Origin of the sequence: Nonomuraea rosea (assembly GCF_039539705.1) — a bacterium.
In the GTDB taxonomy this organism is placed as follows: domain Bacteria; phylum Actinomycetota; class Actinomycetes; order Streptosporangiales; family Streptosporangiaceae; genus Nonomuraea; species Nonomuraea rosea.
The window spans coordinates 539,378-556,664 of sequence record NZ_BAABDQ010000004.1 but is presented as its reverse complement, the minus strand read 5'-3'; the positions used below and the strand labels follow the sequence as shown (position 1 = coordinate 556,664).

Annotated in this window: 16 protein-coding genes; 11 read left to right on the top strand and 5 right to left on the bottom strand. The window is 71.7% G+C overall.

The genetic code is table 11. The features are described from left to right. The first annotated feature begins 29 nt into the window (after window positions 1-29). Window positions 30-1,943 (top strand): primary-amine oxidase, encoded by a 1,914-nt coding sequence (locus tag ABEA43_RS13495; RefSeq protein ID WP_345561640.1) that lies wholly within the window; start codon window positions 30-32, stop codon window positions 1,941-1,943. Window positions 1,944-1,955: 12 nt separating this feature from the next. On the opposite strand, the gene ABEA43_RS13490 is transcribed toward ABEA43_RS13495, so the two are convergent. The 4 genes from ABEA43_RS13490 to ABEA43_RS13475 are packed head-to-tail and all read right to left on the bottom strand — an operon-like array spanning window position 1,956 to window position 5,577. Further along, window positions 1,956-2,633, bottom strand: a complete 678-nt coding sequence (locus tag ABEA43_RS13490; RefSeq protein WP_345561639.1) for a hypothetical protein — start codon at window positions 2,631-2,633, stop codon at window positions 1,956-1,958. Between the two features lie 10 nt (window positions 2,634-2,643). Further along, window positions 2,644-3,477, bottom strand: coding sequence for a hypothetical protein (locus tag ABEA43_RS13485; protein WP_345561638.1), 834 nt, complete (start codon window positions 3,475-3,477; stop codon window positions 2,644-2,646). After that, window positions 3,467-4,651, bottom strand: coding sequence for an ATP-grasp domain-containing protein (locus ABEA43_RS13480; RefSeq protein ID WP_345561636.1), 1,185 nt, complete (start codon window positions 4,649-4,651; stop codon window positions 3,467-3,469). The genes ABEA43_RS13485 and ABEA43_RS13480 overlap by 11 nt, the downstream gene beginning before the upstream one ends. Continuing rightward, complete coding sequence (locus ABEA43_RS13475) at window positions 4,648-5,577, bottom strand: NAD-dependent epimerase/dehydratase family protein (protein WP_345561634.1); 930 nt, start codon at window positions 5,575-5,577, stop codon at window positions 4,648-4,650. Before ABEA43_RS13475 ends, ABEA43_RS13480 begins: the two co-directional genes overlap by 4 nt. 163 nt (window positions 5,578-5,740) lie before the next feature. Between ABEA43_RS13475 and ABEA43_RS13470 the strand changes: the two genes are divergently transcribed. The 8 genes from ABEA43_RS13470 (at window position 5,741) to ABEA43_RS13435 (ending at window position 14,159) form a co-directional block, all read left to right on the top strand. Beyond that, window positions 5,741-6,760: a GNAT family N-acetyltransferase gene (locus ABEA43_RS13470; protein WP_345561633.1), complete on the top strand. Its 1,020-nt coding sequence runs from the start codon at window positions 5,741-5,743 to the stop codon at window positions 6,758-6,760. Further along, window positions 6,757-7,770 (top strand): hypothetical protein, encoded by a 1,014-nt coding sequence (locus tag ABEA43_RS13465; RefSeq protein WP_345561631.1) that lies wholly within the window; start codon window positions 6,757-6,759, stop codon window positions 7,768-7,770. Before ABEA43_RS13470 ends, ABEA43_RS13465 begins: the two co-directional genes overlap by 4 nt. 3 nt (window positions 7,771-7,773) lie before the next feature. Next, entirely contained in the window at window positions 7,774-8,553 is a 780-nt protein-coding gene (locus ABEA43_RS13460; protein ID WP_345561629.1) for a hypothetical protein, read from the top strand. Beyond that, window positions 8,550-9,752, top strand: a complete 1,203-nt coding sequence (locus ABEA43_RS13455) for a hypothetical protein (protein WP_345561627.1) — start codon at window positions 8,550-8,552, stop codon at window positions 9,750-9,752. Before ABEA43_RS13460 ends, ABEA43_RS13455 begins: the two co-directional genes overlap by 4 nt. Beyond that, on the top strand, window positions 9,749-10,690 hold the full coding sequence (locus ABEA43_RS13450; protein WP_345561626.1) for a glycosyltransferase family 2 protein: 942 nt from the start codon (window positions 9,749-9,751) through the stop codon (window positions 10,688-10,690). The genes ABEA43_RS13455 and ABEA43_RS13450 overlap by 4 nt, the downstream gene beginning before the upstream one ends. Before the next feature lie 258 nt (window positions 10,691-10,948). Further along, the gene (locus tag ABEA43_RS13445; RefSeq protein ID WP_345561625.1) at window positions 10,949-12,400 is read left to right on the top strand and encodes an amidase; all 1,452 of its coding nucleotides are present in this window, start codon (window positions 10,949-10,951) and stop codon (window positions 12,398-12,400) included. Window positions 12,401-12,479: 79 nt separating this feature from the next. Then, the gene (locus tag ABEA43_RS13440) at window positions 12,480-13,148 is read left to right on the top strand and encodes a HEAT repeat domain-containing protein (RefSeq protein ID WP_345561623.1); all 669 of its coding nucleotides are present in this window, start codon (window positions 12,480-12,482) and stop codon (window positions 13,146-13,148) included. Window positions 13,149-13,154: 6 nt separating this feature from the next. Beyond that, window positions 13,155-14,159, top strand: coding sequence for a HEAT repeat domain-containing protein (locus tag ABEA43_RS13435; RefSeq protein ID WP_345561621.1), 1,005 nt, complete (start codon window positions 13,155-13,157; stop codon window positions 14,157-14,159). A gap of 2 nt (window positions 14,160-14,161) precedes the next feature. Here the strand turns inward: ABEA43_RS13435 and ABEA43_RS13430 are convergent, their stop codons facing one another. Beyond that, the gene (locus tag ABEA43_RS13430) at window positions 14,162-15,151 is read right to left on the bottom strand and encodes a substrate-binding domain-containing protein (protein WP_345561620.1); all 990 of its coding nucleotides are present in this window, start codon (window positions 15,149-15,151) and stop codon (window positions 14,162-14,164) included. A 65-nt stretch (window positions 15,152-15,216) separates the two neighbouring features. Here ABEA43_RS13430 and ABEA43_RS13425 point away from each other — a divergent pair, with 65 nt between their 5' ends. Next, the gene (locus tag ABEA43_RS13425; RefSeq protein WP_345561619.1) at window positions 15,217-15,822 is read left to right on the top strand and encodes a PadR family transcriptional regulator; all 606 of its coding nucleotides are present in this window, start codon (window positions 15,217-15,219) and stop codon (window positions 15,820-15,822) included. Window positions 15,823-15,899: 77 nt separating this feature from the next. Next, window positions 15,900-17,273 (top strand): SLC13 family permease, encoded by a 1,374-nt coding sequence (locus ABEA43_RS13420; protein ID WP_345561617.1) that lies wholly within the window; start codon window positions 15,900-15,902, stop codon window positions 17,271-17,273. Window positions 17,274-17,287 lie beyond the last annotated feature (14 nt).

The window sequence follows — 17,287 nt, the reverse complement described above, 5'->3', positions numbered from 1 at the left end:
ATCGACCCGCTCCCCAGAGGGGAACCCCCATGATCACCACACCGCACCCGCTCGACCCGCTGACGCCCGAGGAGATCACGGCCACGCGCGACGTGCTCGCCGCCGGCGGCCTGATCGGGGACAGCACCCGGTTCGTGTACGCCGGCCTCGAAGAGCCGGCCAAGGACGTCCTGCTCACCCACCTGCCGGGCACGCAGCCCGACCGGAGGGTACGGGTCCTGCTGCACGACACGGCGGGAGCGCCCGCCAGGGACGTGGTCGTCTCGCTCACGGGGAAGGCGATCGAGACCGACCGCGCACTCGACGCCGCGGCCGACGGGCAGCTGCCGGTGCTCGACGGGGAGTTCGGGCTCGTCGAAGAAGTGCTGGCCACGGACGAGCGGTGGCTGGCCGCGCTCAAGAGCCGCGGCCTCGACGTCGCCCAGGTAAGGGTCGCGCCGCTGTCGGCCGGTGTGTACGCCGGGGAGTACCCGGAGGAGTCCGGCCGCCGCATCCTGCGCGGGCTCGCCTTCGTGCAGCGGCACGAGCGGGACCACGCCTGGGCGCATCCCGTGGACGGCCTCGTCGCCTACGTGGACGTGCTCAGCCGCACGGTGGACCAGATCATCGACCTCGGCCCGGTCCCCATCCCGGCGGGCTCGGGGAACTACGACGACGTGGCCGTCACCGGGCCCGCGCGCACCACGCTGCGGCCGATCCGGATCACCCAGCCGGAGGGCCCGGGGTTCACGCTGGAGGGAAGCCTGCTGCGCTGGGAGAACTGGTCGCTGCGGATCGGGTTCGACGTCCGCGAGGGGCTGGTGCTGCACCAGATCGCCTTCCACGACCGGGACACCGGCCGCGAGCGCTCCATCATCCACCGCGCCTCGATCGCCGAGATGGTCGTGCCCTACGCCGACCCCTCACCGATCCGCTCCTGGCAGAACTATTTCGACGTCGGCGAATACCTCATCGGCCAGTACGCCAACTCCCTGCGGAGCGGCTGCGACTGCGTGGGCGACATCACCTACCTCGACGCCGTCATCGCCGACGAGCACGGCGCGCCACGAACCCTCACGAACGCGATCTGCCTGCACGAGGAGGACTACGGCATCCTCTGGAAGCACACCGACCTGTGGGCCCACTCCACGGAGACCCGCCGCCAGCGCCGCCTGGTCCTGTCCTTCTTCACCACCGTCGGCAACTACGACTACGGCTTCTACTGGTACCTCTACCTCGACGGCACCATCGAGTTCGAGGCCAAGGCCACCGGTGTCGTCTTCACCTCCGCCCACACCGGGGGCCACATGCCGTACGCGGCCGAGGTGGCGCCCGGGCTCGGCGCGCCCTACCACCAGCACCTGTTCTGCGCCCGCCTGGACATGGCGATCGACGGGCCGGTCAACCGGGTCGAGGAGGTCGACGTCGCCCGGGTGCCGATGGGCGGCGACAACCCGCGCGGCAACGCCTTCACCTACCGGCGCACCGCGCTGACCCGGGAGAGCCAGGCCCAGCGCACGGCGGACATGAGCGTCGACCGCGTCTGGCACATCACCAACCCGGCCTCGCTCAACGCGCTCGGCAGGCCCGTCGGCTACGCCCTGCACCCCGAGGGCAAGCCGGCCCTGCTGGCCGATCCCGGCTCCTCCATCGCCGCGCGGGCCGCGTTCGCCACCAAGCACCTGTGGGTCACCGCGTACGATCCGGGCGAGCGCTACCCGGCGGGCGACTTCGTCAACCAGCACCCGGGCGGGGCGGGGCTGCCCGCCTACGCCGCCGCGGACCGCAACATCGACGGCCGCTCCCTCGTCGTCTGGCACACCTTCGGGCTCACTCACGCGCCCCGCCCCGAGGACTGGCCGATCATGCCGGTCGACCACACCGGCTTCCGGCTGAAGCCCGTCGGATTCTTCGACCGCAACCCCACGCTGGACGTTCCCATGGAGCACCATCACGGCGCATGAGGACGGCGCAGGTCACCGTACGGCCCGCTCCCGCCTGAACCGCGCCAGCAGCCTGCCAGGAACGCTCCTGGGCAGGGCCAGCACCAGCACCGCGAGCACGACGTGGACGACGATGAAGGCGTAAGCCTCGGTCCGCGTCGCCGGGTGCCCCAGCCGCACCGTCATGTGGGTGGCCCAGTCCCAGAGCTCGGGGACGCCGTTCAGCCTGCTGTTCATGAGCACCGCCATCAGGTCCTCCAGGCCCGACATCTGCAGGATCGTCGCCGCCGCGCCGACGCGCAGGACGCCCTCACGCGAGCCGCCGCCGAGCCGGTAGCACAGGACGAGCGCGATGATGAGGAACGGCACGAAGACGACCACGTGCAGGTACAGGTCCTCGAACTTGGCCGTCCCGTCCCTCATGTCCATCGCCGTCATGAACGTCTGGGGCACGAAGTAGCACAAGAACGCCAGGAAGATCGCCGGCAGCGCCACCAGGTGCAGCCGCAGCCGGCGCGCCCACGCGACGTCCAGCCAGGCGACGGCGACGCAGGCGGCGATCTGCGGCGTCAGCTTGACGAGCAGCATCCAGAGTGAGGTGATCTCCTGCTCGTAGGGGATCACGAAGCGGACCAGGGCCGTCAGCGCCACGGCCGCGGCTCCGGCCAGCAGCGTGACCCGGTTGTCCCGCCAGAACGAAGAAGTCTGCATCGCTTTCCTGTCAGTGCGTCGCGACGATCGGTGTGCCGTGCTCGGGGCAGGCGGCGAGGGTGAGGGCGTCGGCGCCGTCCGGGACCACGCCGGCCAGGACGGGCCGCGTACGACGCAGCGCCGTGACGGCCAAGGTGCCGCCGGTGTGGCGGGCGTGGAAGCGGCGCCACAGCACGTGGGTCCTGCCGCAGGCCGGAACGGTGGCCGCGAAGTAGCCGAGATGCGGATCATGCACCACCCCAAGGCCCGCCCCCGGCTCGGCCTCTTGGGCTGGTGTGCGCTCCCGGGCGGTCGTGGTCCGTGCGGCCTCCCCGGCCGTCGTGCGCTCCACGACCGTCACCTGGACGGCGTCGAGCTCCGGGAGGAGCAGGTCGAGGGCGGGCCGTTCGCCCACGAGGACCGCCCGCCCCGCCCCGGCCGCGAGCCCGAGCGCGGCCGCGTTCAGCGCGCGGCGGCGCTCCTCGTCCACGACCTTCGCGCCCGGCGCGAGCAGCACCCCGTACCGGGGCCCGCCCAGCCCGAGCCGGCGCCGGTCCAGCACGGCCGCGCGTACCTCCAGCACGGGCGCCCGCCGCGGCGCGCCGGCCAGCGCAAGCGCCTCCCGCAGGTCGAGCCCGTCGCCGATCCACGCCGACGGCTCACCGGCGGCGTCGAACGGCCGCGCGAACGGGCACAGCCGGTGCAGCTCCCCCGTCAGCCCGGCGGACGGCACGCACTCGGGCTCGTCCAGCTCCCGCCCCGCGGCCACCCACTGGTCGCGGTAGAACGGCACCCGGCGGAAGGCGGTCCAGGCCATCCGCCGGTAGGCCCGCTCCCAGCGCGCGGCCGAGAACTCAGCCGGCATCGACCCGGACCCGCACCAGTTCCTCGACGGCGGCGAGAGCCGCGGCCAGCTCGCCGGGCGACTCCCCGGAGGCCAGCACGTAGCCCAGCTTGGCCCGGCATTCCGTGTAGGGCACGACCGGATCGCCAGGCGAGACGGTGACCACCACGTCGGCCACCCCGGGCAGGGCCAGCGCCGCCGCCAGGCCGTCCAGGGACACCAGCGTGCCCGCCGAGCGGGCGCGCAGCATCCGGACGGCGGCCGGCCTGGTCCACTGCGGCGTCAGGTCGGGACGCTCGCCGACGGCGAGCTGGACGGCGGCCTGCACGGTGTCCACCCCGTACATGAGACCGAGCGCCTCGCCCATGCCGTTGCCGCCGATCCGCGCGCCCATCTCGATCAGCACGATCCCCTCACCGGTGACGAACAGGTCCAGGTTGACCGGGCCGTCGGTGTAGCCGATCTCGGCGCAGACCAGTTCGAGCTGACGGGTGACCTCGGAGCTGAGCGCCGGGTCGCGCGGGGCCATGTCGTGCCCGATCGCGACGACCTGGGGCGGCGCCACGACCCGGTCGCTGACCCCGAGCAGCGCCACCTTGCCGTCCTGGAGGAACGCCTCGCCGCACAGGTCCTCGCCGGTCACCAGCTCTTCGGCGATGACAGTGGCCGAGGGCGAGACCAGAGCCGCCGCCTCGGCGGCCGCGGCCAGCTCCGGCGGAGCCGCGCAGATCGTGATGCCGCGGGAGCTGCCCGAGTCGACGGGTTTGACGATGACGGGGAAGGTCAGCCGGACGGCGTCGCGGACGACCTCGGCGGCGCTGCCGCTGACGTACGCGGGCCCGCCCAGGCCGAGGCGCAGGCAGACCTCGCGGAAGTACGCCTTGTCCGCCGACGCCCGCAGCGCGGGGGGCGGGAGCCCGCAGGGCAGCCCGAGCCGTCCGGCCACCTCCACCAGCGAAGGGAGGTTGATGTCGGTCCCGGGGGCGAGCAGGCCCACGACGTCGTCACGGTCGCGCAGCGCCGCCGTCACCGCCTCCACGTCACGCGTGCTGAGGTGCAGGAACTCATCCGCCTCCCGCGCGCCGGGGGCGTCCGCCCGCATGTCGACGCAGATCGTGCCCAGGCCGAGCCGCCGAGCGGCGCGGAAGGAGCTGATCGTGCCGTCCGAGCCGCCGAGGACGACCAGCCGCTTCACGGGGTGGCCTGGGGCGCGTCCCAGTGGACGCCGCGGCTCTCGATGAACCAGTCCACGGTCCTCGCCATTCCCTCCTCCAGCGAGACGAGCGAGCCCGGCTCGATGCCCACCGACAGGAGCGTCTTGGTCTGCGCGGTGACCGCGGTGTCCGGCGTCTCGCCCGGCCGCATCGGCAGGTCGGCGATGGGCACACGCGGGTAGCCGCGTTCGGCGCAGAGGTCGATGATGAGCTCGGCGACCTCGCGGATCGTGGCGGAGTTGGCGGGGCCGACCTCGACGACGTTCTGCAGAACCTCGCCGGTGTCGGCCTTCTCTAACGCGGCCACGAGCGTGCGCGCCACGTCACCGACCCACACCATGTCCGACACCTGGGTGCCGCCGCCGTACAGCTCGACCGGCATCCCGCTCAGCGCGCGGCAGACGACGGCGGGCGTGATCTTCCTGACCTTGCCCGATGCGAACGGCGGCGCGGCCTGCTGGCGGGGGCCGTAGGCGTTGACCACGCGGACGTTGTTCACCTTGGTGCCGCGGTGCGCATTGAACATGCGGACAAAGCGTTCCACCGCCGTTTTGGAGATGGAATAGCTGTTGTCCATCCAGTGGTTGCCGACGCAAATGTAGACGCCGGGCAGGTCGTATTGGGCGAGGGCTTCCAGGAAGTTCAGGCCGCCCATGAGATTGGTCTCGGCCGCGGGGCGGGGATTGTCAATGGTCTCCTGCGTGCCGAGCACCGCCGCCAAATGCATGATGGCGTCGCAGTGCGCCGCGAGTTCGGTCATCGCGGTGGCGTCCCGAATATCGCCCCGCATGACTTCCCAGGGCAGGTCGCCCGCTTTCCCCCTGTGATCGAACACGAGCGGTACGTGGCCGCGGGACACGAGTTCCTCGCAGACATAGCGGCCGATGAAACCGTTACCGCCAGTCACTCCTACCTTCATGCCACCTCTTGGGTATGAGCACGCGATGATTGATGCGTGATTTGTGGGTGGGAACACGCATGACTGATCACAGCAGACACATTCTGCCGCTATGTTGATCAACGATAGTTCGTGTCCATGTTGTGATAGTTTCGCCACCGAAGGCGGTCGCGTGCACCTGGAAGTACTCGATCCCTGCCGTGATTCCGAGCCGCCGGGCTGGGAGGAATTCCGGCAGGCGGAAGGCCTGAGCGCCATTTGGGCGTACGACGTCATCGCCGCCTCGTCCGCGGACTCGTGGGCCCGTCCGCTGCTGGTCGTCTTCCGCGACGGCGAGCGCGTCGCCGGGGCGGTCGGTGCCGTCTATCTCGGGCTGCGGGCGCCGGGCTCCCGCCGGGCGCCACGGCCGCGCAGGGAGCCGGTGCTCCTCGACGTCCGCCTGCCCGGCCACTCCAACGCGCCGACCTGGCACTTCAGCGACGGTGTGGCTCCCGAGAGCCGCCTGCTGCGCCTCTTCGAGCGGGCCGCGCGCCGCCACCTCGGCTGGGGGCTGGCCGGGGTGCTCTATCGCATGGTGGCCGAGCCGCACCTTCCGTCCGTGGCGCGCAGGGGTGCGATCGTCAGGCCGTCGCCCGGCGCCACGGTCATGCCGCTGCCCTGGTCCTCCGGGCAGGAGTGGATCGGCTCGCTCAGCAGAAACCGCAGGTCCACGTTACGCCGCCAGATCAGGCGGATCGCGGAGGCGGACGACCTGGTCGTGACGGAGGGCCGGGCGCGTACCGACCTCGACCCCGCCGAGCTGGCCGAGCTGAACCGCAGGCACACGGCCAGGCTGGCGGCCCGCTTCGACCCCAGGGCGCCGCTTCCCGCCGCGTACTTCGCGCGCCTGCTCGGCCGTACGGACGTGACCGTCATCTCCTATCACTCGTCGGCGCGGCGACTGCTCGCGTTCGCGATCGTGTACGAGCATCCCGTCGCCCCCGCGTACGGGCCCTGGGCGGCGCTCCAGCCCGAGGAGGGCGGCCGCAAGGACCTGTACTTCGACAGCTACGCCCGCATCGTCGGCCGCGCCACGGAGAACGGCGCGAAGCAGCTGCTCGGCGGCAGGGGCCGGGTCGAGGTCAAGCAGTCGCTGGGATTCACGTACGTGCCGATGAGCGTCGTCGCCGTGCCCAGGTGGGCGATGGGATGAGCCTCACTCTGCAGACCCTGGACCCGCGCCACGACCCGGAGCCCGCCGACTGGGAGCGGCTGCGCACCGCCGCCGGCCAGTGCGTCACCTGGCGCTACGACCTGCTGCGCGCCTACGCCTGGGCTGCGCAGGCGCCGGTCGTGCTCACCGTGCTGAGGGAGGAGGGGACGCCGGTCGGCGCGGTGTCGGCGTCCCTGCGCGGCGTCCGGCCCCGCCGGGGCGTCTACGCGGCGGGCCGCGACGTCGCCGGGATCGTGGACGTCCACGCGCCGGGCAACCGCTCGCAGAAGGGCTGGTGGTTCACCGGTGACCCGGGCGCGGAGCGGCGCGGCGAGCTGCTGCGCGGCTACGTGCGCGGCCTGCGGCGGGCGATCGGTCCCGGCTGGCGCGGCGTCGTGTGGCGCGAGGTGTCGCCCGGCGAGCCCGCGCAGGTGCCCGGTCTGCTCAAGGCCCGCCTGCCGACCGCGCCGCTGGCCCGGCTGGCGACCCCGTCGTCCGGGATCGACGCCTGGTACGCCGGGCTCGACCGTGCCCGCAGGGACTCGCTGAAGCGGCGGGCGCGAAGTTTCTCCGCCGACGCCGGCCTGTCGATCGGCGTCGGCCCGGCACGCGACCTGGTGACGGGGGCCGAGGCCGCCGCGCTGCGCGCCGAGAACGACCTCAAGCACCGCGCCAGGCTCTTCCCGCTCGCCCCGCTGCCGCTGCCCTATCTCGACGCTCTGGTCGGTGGTGATGAGGTGATCGCCATCGCCTATCGCGACGGCGAGCGGCTGATCGGGCTCTCCCTGATCCTGGACCATCCCGCCTGGCCCATCTGCCTGAGCTGGGGTGCCCTGCCACCGGAGCACGGGGGCCGCAAGCACCTGTACTTCGACGGCTACGTCCGGATGGTCGAGTGGGCCATCGGCGCAGGCAAGGCCGGGCTGGTCCTGGGCAAGGGGCAGGCCGAGGTCAAACGTTCCCTGGGCGCGGACCTGGTCGCCTCTTCCGCGCTCGCCGTACCCTTCTGACCCGTGGACGCTCCCATGACCTGCGTGCAATGCGGCCACCCGCACCCCGCCCTGATCACCCGGCGCCCGCGCCGGGCCCGCTACTCCTGCCGGTCCTGCGGCGCGGTCTTCAGGCCCGGCCCCATGCCAGAACAACCCGCGTCCTTACGACCGGCGTCCGCCCCGGCCCTTCCTGATCCGCTGGCGGAGTTCATGCCTGGGCACATGGTCCGCTGGGTGCGCGCGCAGGGCCAGGTCCCCGACGCGCCCGACCGGGCCACGCTCGCCCGGTGGTACCAGGATTTCGACGCCCTCGCCGCCGCCGCCAGCAGCTCGCCGGAGGCGCGCGCCGCCGTCGAGCGGGTCGGCGCGCTGGACCTGCCACCCGCCAAGATCCCCGCGTTCTCCAAGGTGTGCGGGGCGTTACACGCCGCCTGCTACGACCCCCGGCTCGCCGCCGCCCGGCTGGGCGCCCAGGACGCGCCGCCGGTCCTCGAACGGGTCGCCCACCTGCGGCACTGGCTCGCCACCGCGGGCCGCTCCACCACCTGGCTGGCCGCACCCGCCGCCGCGCCGCCCGCCCCCGAGGCGGTCGAGACTCTGCTGCCCCTTCCGGACGCCTTCACCGCCGAACAGGTCAGGACGCTGTTCTGCGCACTGTTCGGCGTGGAGAAGGGGCCGTCGCTCCCCGGCGTGCGCGAGCGGTTCGGCGACGACCGCATCCACGAGGCACTGCGCTCCTACCTGAAAACCGGCGACCGGCCGCTGCGCGCGGCCGTGGCCGACGAATTGGACGCCACGTGACCGGCGCGCAGGCCGCGGCACACCGCATCAGCCCCCGGCGGCTGCTCACGCTGCTGGGCGGCCGGGCCACGTTCCGCCTCCTGCTGTACGGCTCCGCCGGCGTGCTGGTCGCCGCATGGAGCCGGGAGGACTTCAGCCGGTACGCGGCCGCCGTCGGCGCGTCGGGCTGGCTGTGCATGGTGGTCCAGTCCGGCCCCGAGAAGGCGGCGCTCACGCTCATCCCGCGCGCCCGCCGGACCAGGGAGCAGCTCGCGGGCATGCTGCGGACGGTCGTCGCGTACGTCCCGCTGCCCTTCGCCGTGGCCGCCGCCCTCACCCTGTTGCTCGCCCCCGGCTCCACGGCCGCGATCTACCTGCTGGCCGTCGCCTACTACGTCGCCCTGGGCTGCGGGATGCTCGGCGTGGCCATCCACCGGGCCCTCGGCAGGTACACCAGGGACACTGTGCACTTCGCGCTGCTCGGCCTCGGGATGATCGGCATGGCGTCGCTGGCGTTCGCTGCGGACCTCCCGCCCGCCGGGTATCTGGGCGGGCTGCTCGCCCTGGTCACCGCACTGAACCTGGCGCTGCTGCGCGGGCTGCCGAGCGGCGGCGGGGCGTACCGGATGCTGCGTGGCCTGCTGGTCCGCACGGTGGTGCTCATGGGGGCGGCCGACGTGATGGCGAACGCGATGATCGGCACGCTCTTCGTGGAGCTGTCGCTCACGTCGTACGCGGGGCAGAGCGGCGACCTGTACATGATGACGCTCGGCTGGGGCTTCACCGCGTCCGTGGTCTACACGCTGCAGCGGATCTACCAGCCCCGCCTCGTGCTGCGGATGGGCTCGGACGGGGCGGCCGAGATCCGCACGTTCGTGCGGCGCGTCGCCCGCCTGTCGGTGTGGGTGAGCGCGTTGTGGCTGGTCGTGGCGGGGGCGCTGCTCGCGGGCGGGCTGGCCGGCACCCACTCGCTGGTCGCGCTCGGCTCCCTGCTGGCCTCGCTGCTCCCGGCCAACGCGCTGGCGAGCTGCGGGATCTTCGTACTCGAGAACACTGGTGAGGCCGGGCTGCGCGACAGCGCGAAGGCGGTCGTCGCCGCCTGGGCCGCGACGACGGCGCTCGGCGCGCTGGCGATCCCGCTCGCCGGAGCCGCGGGAGCGGTGTACGCGCTGGGCGCGCAGGGGTTCGTGCTGGGACTGGTCCTGAGGAGGCGCATGTGACGACCGGACTGACCGTGCTGGTTCCCTGCTACAACGAGGGGGCCCAGGTGGAGGTCGCGCACGGCGCGCTGGTCGAGGCGTTGAAGGAGATCGGCGACCTGGAGCTGCTCTTCGTGGACGACGGCAGCACCGACGACTCGCTCGACCGGATCCGCCGCCTGGCCGAGACCGATCCCCGGGTGCGCTACGTGTCCTTCACCCGCAACTTCGGCATCGACGCCGTCATGGCGGCCGGCTTCCGTTACGCGGCGCAGCCCTGGATCGTCCAGTGCGACGCAGACCTCCAGGTGCCGCCCGAGGAGATCTGGTCCCTGCTCGACAAGGCGGCGGAGGGGTACGACGTGGTGTTCGGCGAACGGGTGGGGCGGCGCGACCCCCCGAGCCGCAAGGCCGGCTCGGCCGGGCTGCACTGGGCCGCGCGCCGCGTCTTCGGCATCGGCATGCCCCGGGGCGCCTCCACCTTCAGGCTGGTGCGCACCGGCGTGGCCCGTACGATCACCGACCTGCGCCTGCCCTGGTTCATCCCGGCGGTTCCCCTCGTCGGGGCCCGGTACGCGGTCACGCCGGTCGCCCACCGGCCGCGTACGGCGGGGCGGTCGAAGTTACGCCTGGTCAGGCTGGCCGGGCACAGCTTCGAGCTGTTCTTCGGATTCTCGCGGCGGCCGCTCACCGCCGTGTACGCGGCCGGGGCGCTGGGCGCCGTCCTCGCCGTGGTCGCGGCCTTCACCGGGCCTTCGCCGGTCCACCTGCTGCTCACGGGGGCGACGCTCGCGGCGCTGGCCGTGGTGGCCCGCTACCTGGAGGGTCTGCTGCGCGACTCGTCTCGGATACGCCGCTACTACGTCAGGTCCGCCAACCTCCCCCTACGCCCGGAGGACACCCTCACCGCCGGCCTCCCCACCCCACCCCCACCCACCCGAACCACCTATTCAAAATAAGTCACCCCGCCTACTGGACAATCTCTGCGCGTTATGGCCAACGGGCTGGCGCATTGAGACATCCATCTCGTTGCGCGAAGCGGAGTTTCATGCCCGACGCCAATGGATCCAGACCGCCACCGACCGTGCTGACCTGGGGTAAGACCGTCTCGGACAGCATAACTAGTGCATGATCTCCAGCCCTTTCGACTTTTCCGGTGAAATGTGCCCTACTTGCCGGAGATCGAGCTCCGATAAACGGCCGTTAGAGTCGGATGAATGGAGTGGAATTATCAGTCGGCCGAAGAACTCGCGGCCGCCATGCGCGCCCGTGAAGTGACCTCGGCAGAGCTGACCGACGAGGCGATCGCCCGTATCGAGCGGGACGACAAAGCGATCAACGCGATCTGCGTGCCGGACTTCGACCGTGCCCGCGCCGCCGCCCACCGTGCCGACCAGGCACGCGCCCGCGGCGAGGACCGGCCGCTGCTCGGCATCCCGGTGACGGTCAAGGAGTCCTACAACATCGCCGGGCTGCCCACGACCTGGGGCATGCCGCCGCACCGGAACTACCTGCCGGCCGAGGACGCGGTACAGGTGTCGCGGCTCAAGGCCGCGGGCGCGGTGGTGCTCGGCAAGACCAATGTGCCGTTGGGGCTGCAGGATATCCAGAGCTTCAACGAGATCTACGGCACCACCACCAACCCGTGGGATCACGGTCGCACGTCGGGCGGATCCTCCGGCGGGTCGGCGGCGGCCCTGGCGTCCGGGTTCGGCGCACTGTCCATCGGCTCCGACATCGCCAGCTCGCTGCGTACCCCCGCGCATTTCTGCGGCGTCTACGCGCACAAGCCGACGCTCGGGCTGGCGGCGACTCGCGGTATGGTCCCGCCGTCCGAGCCGGCCTTGCCGGTCGACCTCGACCTCGCCGTCGTCGGTCCGATGGCGCGCACCGCCCGCGACCTCGCGCTCCTGCTCGACGTCATGGCCGGACCGGACCCGCTGACGCTCGGCGTGGCGCACCGTCTGGCACTGCTGCCCGCCCGCCACGAGCGGCTCGGCGACTTCCGGGTCCTGGTCCTCGACGAGCACCCGCTCCTTCCGACCGGGTCCGCCGTGCGGGCGGGCGTGAACCGGGTGGCCGCCGCGCTTGCCGATGGCGGCGCCCGCGTCGAACGGCACAGCCCGCTGCTGCCCGATCTGGCCGAAGCCGCGCGGCTCTACATGCAGTTGCTGATTTCGGGGTCCGTCGCGCGTTTTCCCATCGAATCGCTTGAGCAGCTGCGGACCCGCGTCGCCGGACTGAGCGCGGACGACCAGAGTCTTGACTCCGTACGGCTGCGCGGCATGGTGTTCAGCCACCGCGACTGGATGGAGGCGAACAACCGTCGCGAGGTCCACCGCCACGGCTGGCGGCGGCTGTTCGCCGAGTTCGATGCCGTGGTGTGCCCGATCACGCCGACGCCCGCGTTCCCGCACGACCACAGCCCCAATCCGATGGAACGGCGGATCGACATCGACGGCGTCGCGTACCCGTACTTCGACCAGCTCGTCTGGGCCGGCCTGGCCACCATGCCCGGCCTGCCCGCCACCGCCGTACCAGCGGGCCGGTCTCCCGAGGGCCTGCCGGTGGGAGTGCAGCTCATCGGCCCGATGTTCGAGGACCGCACCCCGCTGCGGCTGGCCGAGCTGCTGGAACAGCGGATCGGCGGCTTCCAGGCGCCGCGCTAGGGCGCATGACCGGTCAGTCCCGCCCGCTTGACCTTGACACGGTGACAAGGTCTTCACTGTTGCCGAGGAGGTGGTCCCGATGACCATGCGGGAACAGGACACGGACACGAGCAGAGCTCTCCTGGCGCTGGCGGACAGCCGCTCGTCGGTGCGGCTGCGGGCGGCGATGGCGATCGGTACGACCCCTGACCCGCGGTTCGTCGACACGCTCGTCGAACGTTGCGCGATCGAGCCCGAGTTTCACGTGCGCGATATGCTGACCTGGGCACTCACCCGCCACCCGGCGTCCGTGACGGTTCCTGAGCTGCTCAAGGAGCTCCGCTCGGAGCGTGCGCAGGCACGAAGCCAGGCGCTGCACACGCTGTCCAAGATCGGGGATCGGCGGACGTGGCCGGCGATCACACGGGCGCTGCTGTCCGACGCCGACGACGAGGTGGCGCGGAGCGCTTGGCGGGCCGCGGTCGTGCTCGTTCCCGGAGGTGAGGAGCCCGGGTTGGCCGCGGTGCTGGCGACCCAGCTCGGGCGCGGCGAACGCGAGACGCAGCGGAGCCTCAGCCGAGCGCTGGTGGCGCTCGGTGAGGTGATCGTGCCCACGCTGGACGCCGCGATGACGGATCTCGACCCGCGCGTGCGCGCCCACGCGATCGCCACGGAACGGCTGTTGAGCGACCCGGACACCGGATTCGAGTTCGCGATCGAGGAGGCCAAGCGCGTGGTGGCCCTGGGCGGCGCCGGCAAGGAGGAGTGATGGGCAGTGCTGATCGGTGATGTGGCGCGACGGTCCGGGGTCAGCGCCCGCATGCTCCGGCATTACGACTCGCTCGGCCTGGTGCGGCCGACGGGCCGTACCGGCGCGGGCTATCGCGAATACTCCGGCGACGACATCCAGCGGATCTTCCAGATCGAGAGCCTGCGGTCCTTGGGGCTGTCGCTGCGTGACGTCAGGCGCGCGCTCGATGATCCCGGCTTCACGCCCTCGGAGCTCGTCGACACCCTCATCCGCCAGACGCGAGAGCGGATCGCGGCTGAGACGGAGCTGCTCACGCGGCTGCGCCGGATCGACGCCGTGGAGCCCGCCGGCTGGGAGGACGTCCTCCAGATCGTCGCACTGTTGCAGGCGCTGGGGTCGAAGAGCGCAGGCAAGCGCCAGCGCGCGGCCCTGTCCTCGGTCGAGGAGGCGCCGATGCCGGTGGAAGCGCTGGTCGAGGCGGCGCTGAGCGAAACGGACGCGAACGTCGCCGGCGCCCTTCGCTGGGCTCTGGCGCGGTCGGGCGAGGACGGCCTGGCGCTGCTGGCGGACGGCCTCGGCTCACCGGTGGCCGAGGTGCGCAAACGTGCCGTTCAGTCCATCGCCGAGATTCCGGACAGTGCGGCGACCGCGCTGCTGCGGGACGCCCTCACGGACCCCGACATCGCGGTCCGCAGGTACGCGGCTCTGGCACTCGGGGCACGTGGAGTGGCCGACACGATCCCGGCGCTCATCGACATCGTCGCCGAGGGGACGAACGACGTCGATGCGGCCGACGCCCTGAGCGCGCTGGCCAGTCGTCCCGCCCTGGCGGATCGGATCGCCACCGGGCTCGTCGATCGCCTCACCCACGACGGCGCCGAATCGGCCGCACGCCGGCGGCTGACACAGGCGCTCGCGGACATCCCGGGAGGCACCGCGTCACGAGCCCTCGCCGAGCTGTCCCATGACGAGGACCGTGCCGTCGCGCTCACCGCGACCTACATTCTCGGGATCCGCGACGCACGATGACGTCAGAGCAGGAAGCCGTCCGACGCCTGCCCGAGCACGATCTGCTCCGGCGCCCACCGCTTGCTCGCCAGTCCCTGATCGTGCGAGTACGCGGCGAACCGGTCGAGCACGTGCCTGTTGCGCTCCAGCCCATAGGCCCAGTAGTCCTCGCCGAGCACGTCCAGCGTCTCGCGCACATGCTCCTCCAGCCAGGGCAGCATGACCTTCAGCGCGTTGCGGTGCCGCAGATCCTCGTACGCGTGCCGCAGTGACTCCTCGAACGCCTTGTACAGCGACCGCGCGATCCACGGGTGACGCTCGTACAGCGGGCGTTTGACCACGACCACGTGCATGATCGGAAAAATGCGCGTCAGTCGGAAGTAGTCTTCCTCCACCCGCCTGAAATCCGGGAACAACCGCCTGACGTGCGGCTCGCGCCCGAAGCACGACGGCTGGCCGGCGCTGTAGACCGCGTCCAGCTCGCCCGCCGCGAGCATCTCCGAGAGGTTCCGATCGCGCGGGATCGGCCGGACCCGGATGTGTCCGGGCAGGTCGAGAGGGATCTTCTCCTCCCTGCCGCCCTGTTCGAGGCCGCCGGTCCAGTAGGTGACGGACTCGACCGGCACGCCGTGGTACTCGGCCAGGATCCCGCGCTGCCACACGGCGGCCGTCATCTGGTATTCCGGCACCCCCACCCGCTTCCCGGCCAGATCCTCCGGCCGGACGACGCCGCTGCGCTCGTTGACGTAGATCGACTGGTGCCGGAAGAACCGCGAGGGGAAGACCGGCAGCGCGACGAACGGCGGGTCCGGCTCGTCCAGCGTGAGCAGGTACGACGACAGGCTCATCTCGCTGACGTCGAACTCACGATGGCGAAGCTGGCGGTAGAAGGTCTCCTCGACCGGCAGGATCAGCTGGTTGAGTGCGATGCCCTCGGCGCGCACCCGTCCCTCCCGCAGCGCCTTGGTCCGGTCGTAGTCCCAGCAGGCGAAGGAAAGGGAGAGCTCGGACATGGACCACCTCTCAGCTCGTTTAGGTCAACTATGACATATATCGCCGGAGCGGTAGGGTCGAGCCCATGTCGCTGCGCCACGCGCTGCTGGCCCTGCTGGAGGCCGGCGCGATGACCGGCTACGAGCTGGCCAAGCAGTTCGACCAGTCCGTCGCGTACGTGTGGCACGCCCAGCACTCGCAGATCTACACCGAGCTGCGCAAGCTGGAGGCCGAGGGCCTGGTCGTCGCCGAGACCCTGGCCAGGGGCGACAAGGCGCTGGCCACCAAGCGCGCCTACACGCTCACCGAGGACGGCGAGCACGAGCTGCGGCGCTGGGTCGGCGACGTGGAGGAGCTGCCCGCCGTGCGCGACTCGGCGTACGTGAAGGCCACCTATCTCGAATACGGCTCCTACCAGGAGGCGCGCGCGCAGTTCAGGGCGCACCGCGCGCACTACGAGGCACTGCGCGACCGCTACGAGATGCACGTCGACCAGCTCGCGCGGCGCGAGACCGCGCTGCTGCGCCGCCGGCTCGCCGGAGCGCCGGCCGCGTCGCACGACGCCATCGTGGCCTACAAGGTGCACGCCTACCGCGGCCTCATCTCCCGCGCCAGGACCGAGATCGAGTGGGCGAACCGCGGCCTGGAGCTCATCGACAGGCTGAGCGACGACGGAGTCCTGCCAAAATAAGTCACTATTGACATACATTCCGCATCCACCGTACGGTCAGCCCACGCGTCGCGTTGGCCACGCTCGGAGGATCGTCGATGTCCCTTCAGATCGTCTCCATCATCGTCCTGCTCGCGGTCTTCGTGATCGGTACGGTGCGGCCGGTCAACCTGGGGGCGCTGGCCCTGATCGCCACGTTCGGCGTGGGCATGCTCCTGGTGGGAGAGGACTTCGACACCGCCGTCTCCGGGTTCCCGATCGACGTGTTCGTGCTGCTGTTCGGAGTGACGTACCTGTTCGGCATCGCCACGGTCAACGGCACCGTGGAATGGCTGGTCAACTCCGCGGCCCGGCTCGTCCGCCAGAACCGGACGGCGATCCCGTGGGTCCTGTTCGCCCTGGCGGCCATCCCCACCACCGCCGGGGCGGCCGGGCCCGCGGGAGTGGCCCTGCTCGCGCCGATCGCGCTGCGCATGGCCGAGAAGCACCGGATCAACGCGCGGCTGGCCGGGCTGATGGTCGTCCACGGGTCCAACGCGGGCAACTTCTCGCCGCTGAACCCGCTCGGCGTCATCGTCAACGGCACCGTGGAGCGCAACAACCTCGACGTGGACCCGGCGTGGCCGTGGCTGGGCAACTTCGCCTTCAGCGTCGTGCTCGGCGTGGCCACGTTCCTGATCTTCGGTGGCCGTGAGCTCATCCGCGAGGGCAGGTCCGCCCGTACGGCGAAGGTCCTTTCGGGCGTGTCCACCGCCGGCACCACCGCACCCGCGCCCGGCGCGCCGGCGCTGGCTCCCGACTCGTCGTCCGGCGGTGACGCGGCGTCCCCTCCCCCCGTCCCGCCGGACGGCGGCACCGACGCGCCGGTGGCGCCGGCGCCGCCCTCGGCCGTCACGCTGGCCGCGACCCTGGTCGCCATCGTGGGGGTCGGCGTCGGCGCGCTCGGCTTCGGCCTGGCGATCGGCGTCCTCGCGGTGACGGCGGCGGTCGCGCTGCACCTGCTCTTCCCCGCGAACAGCAAGGGCGCCATGGCCAAGGTGAGCTGGAACACCGTCCTGCTCATCTGCGGCGTCGTCACCTACGTGGCGCTGATGCAGCGCATGGGCACGGTGAAGATGATCGGCGAGAGCGTCGCCGGGATCAGCGCCCCGCTGCTCGCGGCCCTGCTCCTGTGCTTCATCGCCGGACTCACCTCCGCCTTCGCCTCCAGCATCGGCGTGCTCGGGGCGATGATCCCGCTGGCCGTGCCGTTCCTGCTCAGCGGCGACATCGCCGTCACCGGCATGATCATCGCGCTGGCGATCTCGGCCACGGCGGTGGACGCGACGCCCTTCTCCTCGATCGGCGCGCTCACCGTGGCCAGCGCGCCGGAGTCCGAGCGGGAGGGCCTCTATCGCGGGCTGATCCTGTGGGGGTTCTCGATGGTGCTGGTCGCGCCGCTCGCCACCTGGTTGATCTTCGTCGTCATCTGACGAACGAGGGCCCG

Coding starts and splice junctions, on each gene's coding strand:
- ABEA43_RS13495 (WP_345561640.1), top strand. CDS start 30: ATGATCACCACACCGCACCCGCTCGACCCGCTGACGCCCGAGGAGATC.
- ABEA43_RS13490 (WP_345561639.1), bottom strand. CDS start 2,633: ATGCAGACTTCTTCGTTCTGGCGGGACAACCGGGTCACGCTGCTGGCC.
- ABEA43_RS13485 (WP_345561638.1), bottom strand. CDS start 3,477: ATGCCGGCTGAGTTCTCGGCCGCGCGCTGGGAGCGGGCCTACCGGCGG.
- ABEA43_RS13465 (WP_345561631.1), top strand. CDS start 6,757: ATGAGCCTCACTCTGCAGACCCTGGACCCGCGCCACGACCCGGAGCCC.
- ABEA43_RS13445 (WP_345561625.1), top strand. CDS start 10,949: ATGGAGTGGAATTATCAGTCGGCCGAAGAACTCGCGGCCGCCATGCGC.
- ABEA43_RS13440 (WP_345561623.1), top strand. CDS start 12,480: ATGACCATGCGGGAACAGGACACGGACACGAGCAGAGCTCTCCTGGCG.
- ABEA43_RS13430 (WP_345561620.1), bottom strand. CDS start 15,151: ATGTCCGAGCTCTCCCTTTCCTTCGCCTGCTGGGACTACGACCGGACC.
- ABEA43_RS13425 (WP_345561619.1), top strand. CDS start 15,217: ATGTCGCTGCGCCACGCGCTGCTGGCCCTGCTGGAGGCCGGCGCGATG.
- ABEA43_RS13420 (WP_345561617.1), top strand. CDS start 15,900: ATGTCCCTTCAGATCGTCTCCATCATCGTCCTGCTCGCGGTCTTCGTG.